The following is a 6,357-nucleotide window of genomic DNA, read 5'->3' as shown; positions in this document are numbered from 1 at the left end:
GTGTACGCCGCCTGACCCCGGACGAGAGCAACGCTTCAATCTGCGCGACCGAGAACGGCCGAGGCGTTCAGCGCGCCGTGCCCGATGGCCGCCGGCCACACCGACGCCGAGCGCAGGCGCGCCCAGCCGAACAGCACGCCCCAGGCGACGCAGCCGCCGACCATCAGCGCGACACCGCGCCAGTCGGTGTACCCGAAGTTGTAGCCGAGCAGGATCAGCGGCGAATGCCACAGCCCCCAGACGACGCCCGTGATCAGCAGTGCCGGCCACCGGCCGAACGGCCGGAGTGCCGGCAGGAGCCACCCTCGCCAGCCCAGCTCCTCGCCGAGCGCGAAGACGGTGTTGACGAGTGCACCGAACGGGATCGAGAGCAGCTGCAGGGCGACGAGCAGGCCGATGGGCGGCATCGCCGCAGCGACCGCCGGATCGAGCCCCGCCAGCTGCGCGTCGAGCATTTCGCGGAAGCCCGAGAACCCCACGAGGTCCAGCCGCACCAGGCCGAGCGCCGCGGAGACGAACACCACGGCCACGACGACCGCGATCGGCGCGAGGATCGCCCCGACCATGAACCAGACGACCCGCTTGGCCGGCCTGAGCGGCCAGAGCCCGAGGAGACGCAGGCGGGTACCGCGCGGTGCCCGTGACACGAGCATCGCCGCCAGGGCCGCAACCGTCGGCGTGAACATCATGGCCATGCCGGTCACGGCGATCTTCGCCGCCAGATCGGGTGCCTCGCCGCCGCCGCTCGACCAGATGGGTATGGCGACCAGCCAGGCGAGACCGAACGCGACGACGATGTACACGATCACCGCTGCCCACGGCACGCGATCCGGGCGGTCAGGGCGCCCGCCGCTCAGGGGCGCCGCGGTGCGCTCGGGACGATCGGTACGCCCGGCACGCCCGGTACGCCCGGTTCCGCGATCTGGCTGATCCGACAGGTTTCCGTCTATCCGCTCGTTCATCCGTTCGCTCCCCTCACTCCCCCGCAACGCCACTGGTACGGGCCTGTTCGGCGACGGCGGCGAGCAGCGCGGCCGCCGTCTCCGCATCGTCGACGGTGACGGCGAAGATCCGCCCGTCCTCACGCGTCGCGACCACGCCGTCACCGGTCCGCATCACGATCCCGAAGCGGCCCGGAGTCCACCGGAGGCCCCAGCCTCCGAACTCCGCGAAGGGCACGATCCGCTCGGCCACGACGCTCTCGACCTCGGTCGCGGGCAGCCGGAAGGCCGGCCAGCCCAGGAACGACCGCGCCTCGAGCCCACGCGCATCGATCCGCACGCCGAACCAGAGCGTCGTGACCGAGAGCGCCAGGACGAGGAGGAACACCCCGAACATGATCCAGCGCACCGCGGTCTCGACCGGAGCGAGGAACACGACGACCGTGCTCACCCCGAGCACGCCGAGGGCCGCACCGATCACCCAGAGGAACACCCGTGACGGCTTCACCGCCCCGATCCACACCGCGCGCTCCGTGCCCGCGAGCGCGAGCGGACGGCTCGGATCCGCCACCGGCTGCCGGATCTCAACGCTCGGCTGCGCGAACCACCCGACGAGCCCGGCGACGATCCAGATTCCGAAGCTGAGCGCCATGAAGCCGCCGACACCGGGAGCATCGGCCGCGTCGTCGAGGTCGAGCTGCACGCCCGCGGTCGTCAGCGTCACCGTGACGATGAACGCCGCGAACCCAACGGTGAAGGCGGTCATGAAGCGCTGGAAACGCGACCACAGCGGCATCGCCCCGCCTCGGCCGCCGAAGACGACCATGAGGCGCATCATCAGGATGAAGCCGAGTCCGAGCCCGCCGAGGAGCCACACCGAGGTCCAGCGCGAGCCGAAGCCGTCCGGGCCGCCGGAGAAGCCCCAGTGCGTCGCGGCCGGATCCGGCAGTCTCGGGATCCAGACGATGACCACGGCGAGGCCGATGAGCACGACCGCCACGGGGACGTACACTCCCACCCAGCGCGCTGCGCGCCGCGCCCGGTGGAGATCTCGGCGCTGCTCCTCGCTCAGGAGCTGCGGTGTCGCATCGTTCATGGCGTCCTCCTCTTCCGCGAGAGCGTCGCTTCGTTTCGCGCGGCCGCCGCGCCGACTGCTGCACCGACTTCCGCGCCGACCGTCGCCGTACCGACTGCGCCGGTGTCTACTGCGCCGGTGCCGACGGTATCGGCAGCGTAGGTTCCGACCGCGTCGGTGTGCGCGTGCGCCACGATCGCGGCGAGCGTCTCGGCCTCGATGCCGAGCAGTCTGGCCCGGGCCGCGAGCGCCTGCGCCTCCCGGTGCAGCGATGCGATCTCCTCGGCCAGCGGCGTCACGACTGCGCCTCGCCCGCGCCGCAGATCGAGCAGTCCTTCGTCCCGGAGCAGCTGGTACGCGTGCAGCACCGTGTGCTTGTTCACCTCGAGCCCTGCGGCGATATCACCGGCCGGCGGCAGCTTCTCGCCGGGGACCAGGCGACCGGCGGAGACCGCAGCGCGGATCGAGTCGGCGATCTGCGCGTAGATCGGCCGATCCTTCGCGGCGTCGACCCGGATCAGCATGACGCACCCCGCTTCGCCTAATTGAGTAGTTCTACTTCAACTATAACTTATGGAGTCGACGAGTCGCACTCCCGATGTCTCATCCGGCCGCACCCCTCGTCCGCGCCCGGTCGCCGGAAACCCCGCCACTCGACTGCATCCGCCGCCCGGATGCAACCGTCCATCACCTACAACCGTCAACCGCCTGCAACCGTAACCAGTCCCCTACCGTCAGACTCCCCGCTGTTGAACGGCCCCCTTATTCACGAGCGGCCCCCTTGATCACCGGGACCAAGGGGGCCACTCGCCAGATAGGGGGCCAGTCGTGAAGGTGAGGGACCGGACACGAGACGGAAAGCGCCGGTCACGAGGGAGAGTGCCGGTCACGCATGAGGGAGGCACCGCGCACGGGGCAGGCACACGCGTCGGCAGCCGTACATGCGGCAGGCACCCGCAGACGCCCGCGCACGAAGCAGGCACCCGCAGGCCAAACCGGCAGTCACGCGCGACGCAGGCACCACGCACGGGCAGCCGCACGCGAGGGAGATACCGCACGCGGGGCAAGCGCCCGCGCGGGAGACTGGCCCCCTCAGGCGAACGCGGCGATGCCGGTCAGCTCGCGCCCGATCACCAGCTGGTGCACCTCATCGGTGCCCTCGTAGGTGCGCACCGACTCGAGGTTCGCCATGTGCCGCATCACCGGGAAGTCGGAGGTGATGCCGTCGCCGCCGAGGATCGCGCGGCAGGTGCCGGCGATCTTGATCGCCTCGCGCACGTTGTTCAGCTTGCCGACCGAGATCTGAGCGTGGGGCAGCTTGCCCGCATCCTTCAGCCGCCCCAGATGCAACGCGAGCAGCAGTCCCTTCTGATACTCGAGGAACATATCTGCGAACTTGGCCTGGATGATCTGCTTGCCGCCGATGGGCGACCCGAACGTCTCGCGCGTCTGCGAACGCTCGATCGCGACCTCGAGGCACGAGCGCGCAGCGCCCATCACGCCCCAGGCGATGCCGTAGCGCGCCTCGTTTAGGCACTTGAACGGCGCCGAGAGTCCCTTGGCGCCCGGCAGCATCGCGTCGAGCGGCAGGCGCACATCGTTCAGTTCGATCTCGGTCTGCAGCGAGGCCCGCATCGAGAGCTTGTTCTCGATCGCCGTCGCCTGGAAGCCCGGGGTGTCGGTCGGCACGACGAAGCCGCGCACCACGCCCTCCTCGTCCTTCGCCCAGATCACGCCGACCGCTGCGATGGTGGCGAGGCCGATCCAGCGCTTCTTGCCGTTGAGCACCCACGTGTCGCCGTCGCGGCGAGCGGTGGTGATCATGGTGCTCGGGTCGGATCCGCCCTGCGGCTCGGTCAGTCCGAAGAAGCCGATCGCCGAGCCTTGGCCCATCGCGGGCAGCCAGCGCTGCTTCTGCTCCTCGCTGCCGAACTTATGGATGGCGCCCATCGCGAGCGAGCCCTGCACCGAGAGCGCCGTGCGGAACCCCGAGTCGACCGCTTCGAACTCCATCGCGACGAGGCCGTAGGCGACCGACGAGGCGCCGCGCAGCCCGTAGCCGTCCATGTACATGCCGAAGGCGCCGAACTCGCCGACCTCGGGCAGCAGCTCGACCGGCAGGCGGCGATCCTCGAACGCCTCATCGATGATCGGCGCGATGCGCGTCTGCGCGAACTCCCGCGCCCTCAACTGCCACTCGCGCTCCTCCTCGGTCACGAAATCGGAGATGTCGAAGAGCTGGTCGATCGTGGTGGGCATGGGGGTTCCTCTCATTGCATCATCCTGCGCGCGGAGCGAATCGCGGGATCTCGGGTGTACAGGTCGGATTCTGCGACTCGCTTTGCTCGCGCAGAATGACGGATCGTGTCGGATCAGCGCCAAGTGGCGCCGTCGTGCTCGCCGAGGCCGGGGGGCGGCGTGCCGTAGCGAGCCGGAGTCTCGGAGAACGAGATGGGCGTCGCGATGGATCGGAGCGTGTGCGCCTCCCCGTCGGGCCCGACGGCCGGGGTCTCCGCCACGACACCGAGCTCCAGGCTCTCGGCGAGCTCGATCGCCTGCGCGATCGTGTTGACGCGACCGGCCGGGATGCCGGCCGCGGTGAAGGCGTCGATCCATTCGGCGGCGGTGCGGGTGCGCAGGCGCGCCTCCAGCCTCTCGCACAGTTCGGCGCGATGCTCGACGCGGGAGGGGTTGTCGGCGAAGCGCGGATCGTCGGCGAGCGTCGGATCCCCGACCGCCTGCGCGAGGCGGGCGAACTGACCGTCGGTGCCGACGGCGACCGCGATCGACTGATCCGCGGCGCGGAACGTCTCGTACGGCGCGATGGAGGGGTGGGCGTTGCCCATCCGCCCCGGGGAGACGCCGGTCTCGAGCGTGGAGGAGGCCTGGTTGGCGAGCGCGGAGAGCAGGGATCCCAGCAGCGTGACCTTCACATGCTGGCCGCGGCCGCCGGACGCCCCAGGGGCGTCGGCCGGCAAGTCGCGCGCGCGCAGTGCGGCCTGGATGCCGATCACCGCGTTGAGCCCGGTGAGGATGTCGACCAGTGCAACGCCGACCTTGGTAGGTTCGCCGCCGGGCGCGCCGTCGGGCTGTCCCGTGATGCTCATGAGGCCGCCGACCGCCTGCACCAGCAGGTCGTACCCCGGCAGATCCTTCCCGGCGGCATCGCCGAAGCCCGAGATGGAGCAGTAGACGACGCCCGGGTTCTCGGCGGCGACGGCCTCGTAGCCGAGGCCGAACTTCTGCATGGTGCCGGGCTTGAAGTTCTCGATCACGACGTCCGCGGAGAGTGCGAGCTCTCGGGCACGGGCAATGCCCTCCTCGGAGCGCAGGTCGCAGACAATCGAGCGCTTGCCACGGTTGACACCGGCGAAGTAGGTGCTCTGGCCGACCGCATTGCTCGGCGGCGACCACTGACGAGTACCGTCGCCCTCGGGGCTCTCGATCTTGATCACATCGGCGCCGAGGTCGGCGAGGATCATCGTGGCGTGCGGGCCGGCGAGGACCCGCGAGAAGTCCGCGATGCGGATCCCGGCCATCGGCCCGCGGCGATGGTTCGCTGGCGGGGCAGACGGGGATGCGGCGGTGGGCTGATCCGGGTGATTCACGTGGCCTCCGAGCTTCGACACGCTTCAGGCTACGCGCCCGCGCAGAGTGGAGTAAGGTTCAAAATGCACAAGTCGAATGCTTCACTTGTGCAAATTGTGATCACGGACTGCCAGACGCGGGGAGGTACCATGCCGCAGCACAGCGCACGCGGGTCGGCGAACCGGACTGGCGACCGCGTCACGAGGAGTGCGCGGCCCAGCCTCACGACCGGTGTCGCCGAGGTCCGGCCGGCCGAGTCCGAGACGGAGCACCGGGAACAGTTGCGAAGGTCCAGGGTCGGCGCGCTCATCGCCCGTGGCCGCTACGAGGATGCGGCTGCGGCGCTCGGCGTGTGCTGGCCGGAGGAACACCTGCCCAGACAGGTGCGCGCCGCGCTCGCGCGCGGCCGCCCCGAGCGAATCGACGCCTTCCTCACCGCGTTCCGCGCGAGCGCGCCTCAGCACTTCGTCATCCGCGCGACCGAGCTGGACATCCCCTACCGCCAGGGCTTCGCCGAGCTGGTGCTCGTGCTACGGGTCGATGACGATACGAGATTCGATGTCGGAGTCGATGCCGATGCCGATACCGCAGGCGCTACCGATGCCGCAGTCGATGCCGATGCCGGGCCCGCCGCGCGCCTCGCGCCGATCATCGAGCTGTGCCGCGCGCACCTGCTCGATTTGGCGATCGGCCGAGCCGTCGCCGTCGAGCAGGCGCCGAACAGTCTCGCCTCGGCCCGAGCGCGCGCGGTCG

6 protein-coding genes are annotated in these 6,357 nt (G+C 70.2%); 1 reads left to right on the top strand and 5 read right to left on the bottom strand.

Features of this window, described 5'->3' with window-relative positions; all coding sequences use genetic code 11:
• Positions 1-35 precede the first annotated feature (35 nt).
• From ACFPZL_RS08650 to ACFPZL_RS08630, 5 genes are all read right to left on the bottom strand, one after another.
• Entirely contained in the window at positions 36-962 is a 927-nt protein-coding gene (locus ACFPZL_RS08650) for a CPBP family intramembrane glutamic endopeptidase (protein WP_382335113.1), read from the bottom strand.
• A 13-nt stretch (positions 963-975) separates the two neighbouring features.
• Positions 976-2,037, bottom strand: coding sequence for an SdpI family protein (locus ACFPZL_RS08645; protein ID WP_218114390.1), 1,062 nt, complete (start codon positions 2,035-2,037; stop codon positions 976-978).
• Positions 2,034-2,540: a GntR family transcriptional regulator gene (locus ACFPZL_RS08640; protein WP_218114389.1), complete on the bottom strand. Its 507-nt coding sequence runs from the start codon at positions 2,538-2,540 to the stop codon at positions 2,034-2,036. Before ACFPZL_RS08640 ends, ACFPZL_RS08645 begins: the two co-directional genes overlap by 4 nt.
• 568 nt (positions 2,541-3,108) lie before the next feature.
• Positions 3,109-4,275 (bottom strand): acyl-CoA dehydrogenase family protein, encoded by a 1,167-nt coding sequence (locus ACFPZL_RS08635; RefSeq protein WP_218114388.1) that lies wholly within the window; start codon positions 4,273-4,275, stop codon positions 3,109-3,111.
• 113 nt (positions 4,276-4,388) lie between these two features.
• Positions 4,389-5,555: a CaiB/BaiF CoA transferase family protein gene (locus ACFPZL_RS08630; protein WP_218114483.1), complete on the bottom strand. Its 1,167-nt coding sequence runs from the start codon at positions 5,553-5,555 to the stop codon at positions 4,389-4,391.
• Positions 5,556-5,753: 198 nt separating this feature from the next.
• On the opposite strand from ACFPZL_RS08630, the gene ACFPZL_RS08625 reads away from it, so the two are divergent.
• Positions 5,754-6,357, top strand: a 604-nt coding sequence (locus ACFPZL_RS08625) for a hypothetical protein (RefSeq protein WP_382335112.1), incomplete at its 3' end; no start/stop codon positions are given.

Origin of the sequence: Leucobacter soli, assembly GCF_042659205.1 — a bacterium.
In the GTDB taxonomy this organism is placed as follows: Bacteria; Actinomycetota; Actinomycetes; order Actinomycetales; family Microbacteriaceae; genus Leucobacter; species Leucobacter soli.
This window is presented reverse-complemented; position numbering and strand designations above follow the sequence as displayed.

Coding starts and splice junctions, on each gene's coding strand:
- ACFPZL_RS08650 (WP_382335113.1), bottom strand. CDS start 962: ATGAACGAGCGGATAGACGGAAACCTGTCGGATCAGCCAGATCGCGGA.
- ACFPZL_RS08645 (WP_218114390.1), bottom strand. CDS start 2,037: ATGAACGATGCGACACCGCAGCTCCTGAGCGAGGAGCAGCGCCGAGAT.
- ACFPZL_RS08640 (WP_218114389.1), bottom strand. CDS start 2,540: ATGCTGATCCGGGTCGACGCCGCGAAGGATCGGCCGATCTACGCGCAG.
- ACFPZL_RS08635 (WP_218114388.1), bottom strand. CDS start 4,275: ATGCCCACCACGATCGACCAGCTCTTCGACATCTCCGATTTCGTGACC.
- ACFPZL_RS08630 (WP_218114483.1), bottom strand. CDS start 5,555: ATGGCCGGGATCCGCATCGCGGACTTCTCGCGGGTCCTCGCCGGCCCG.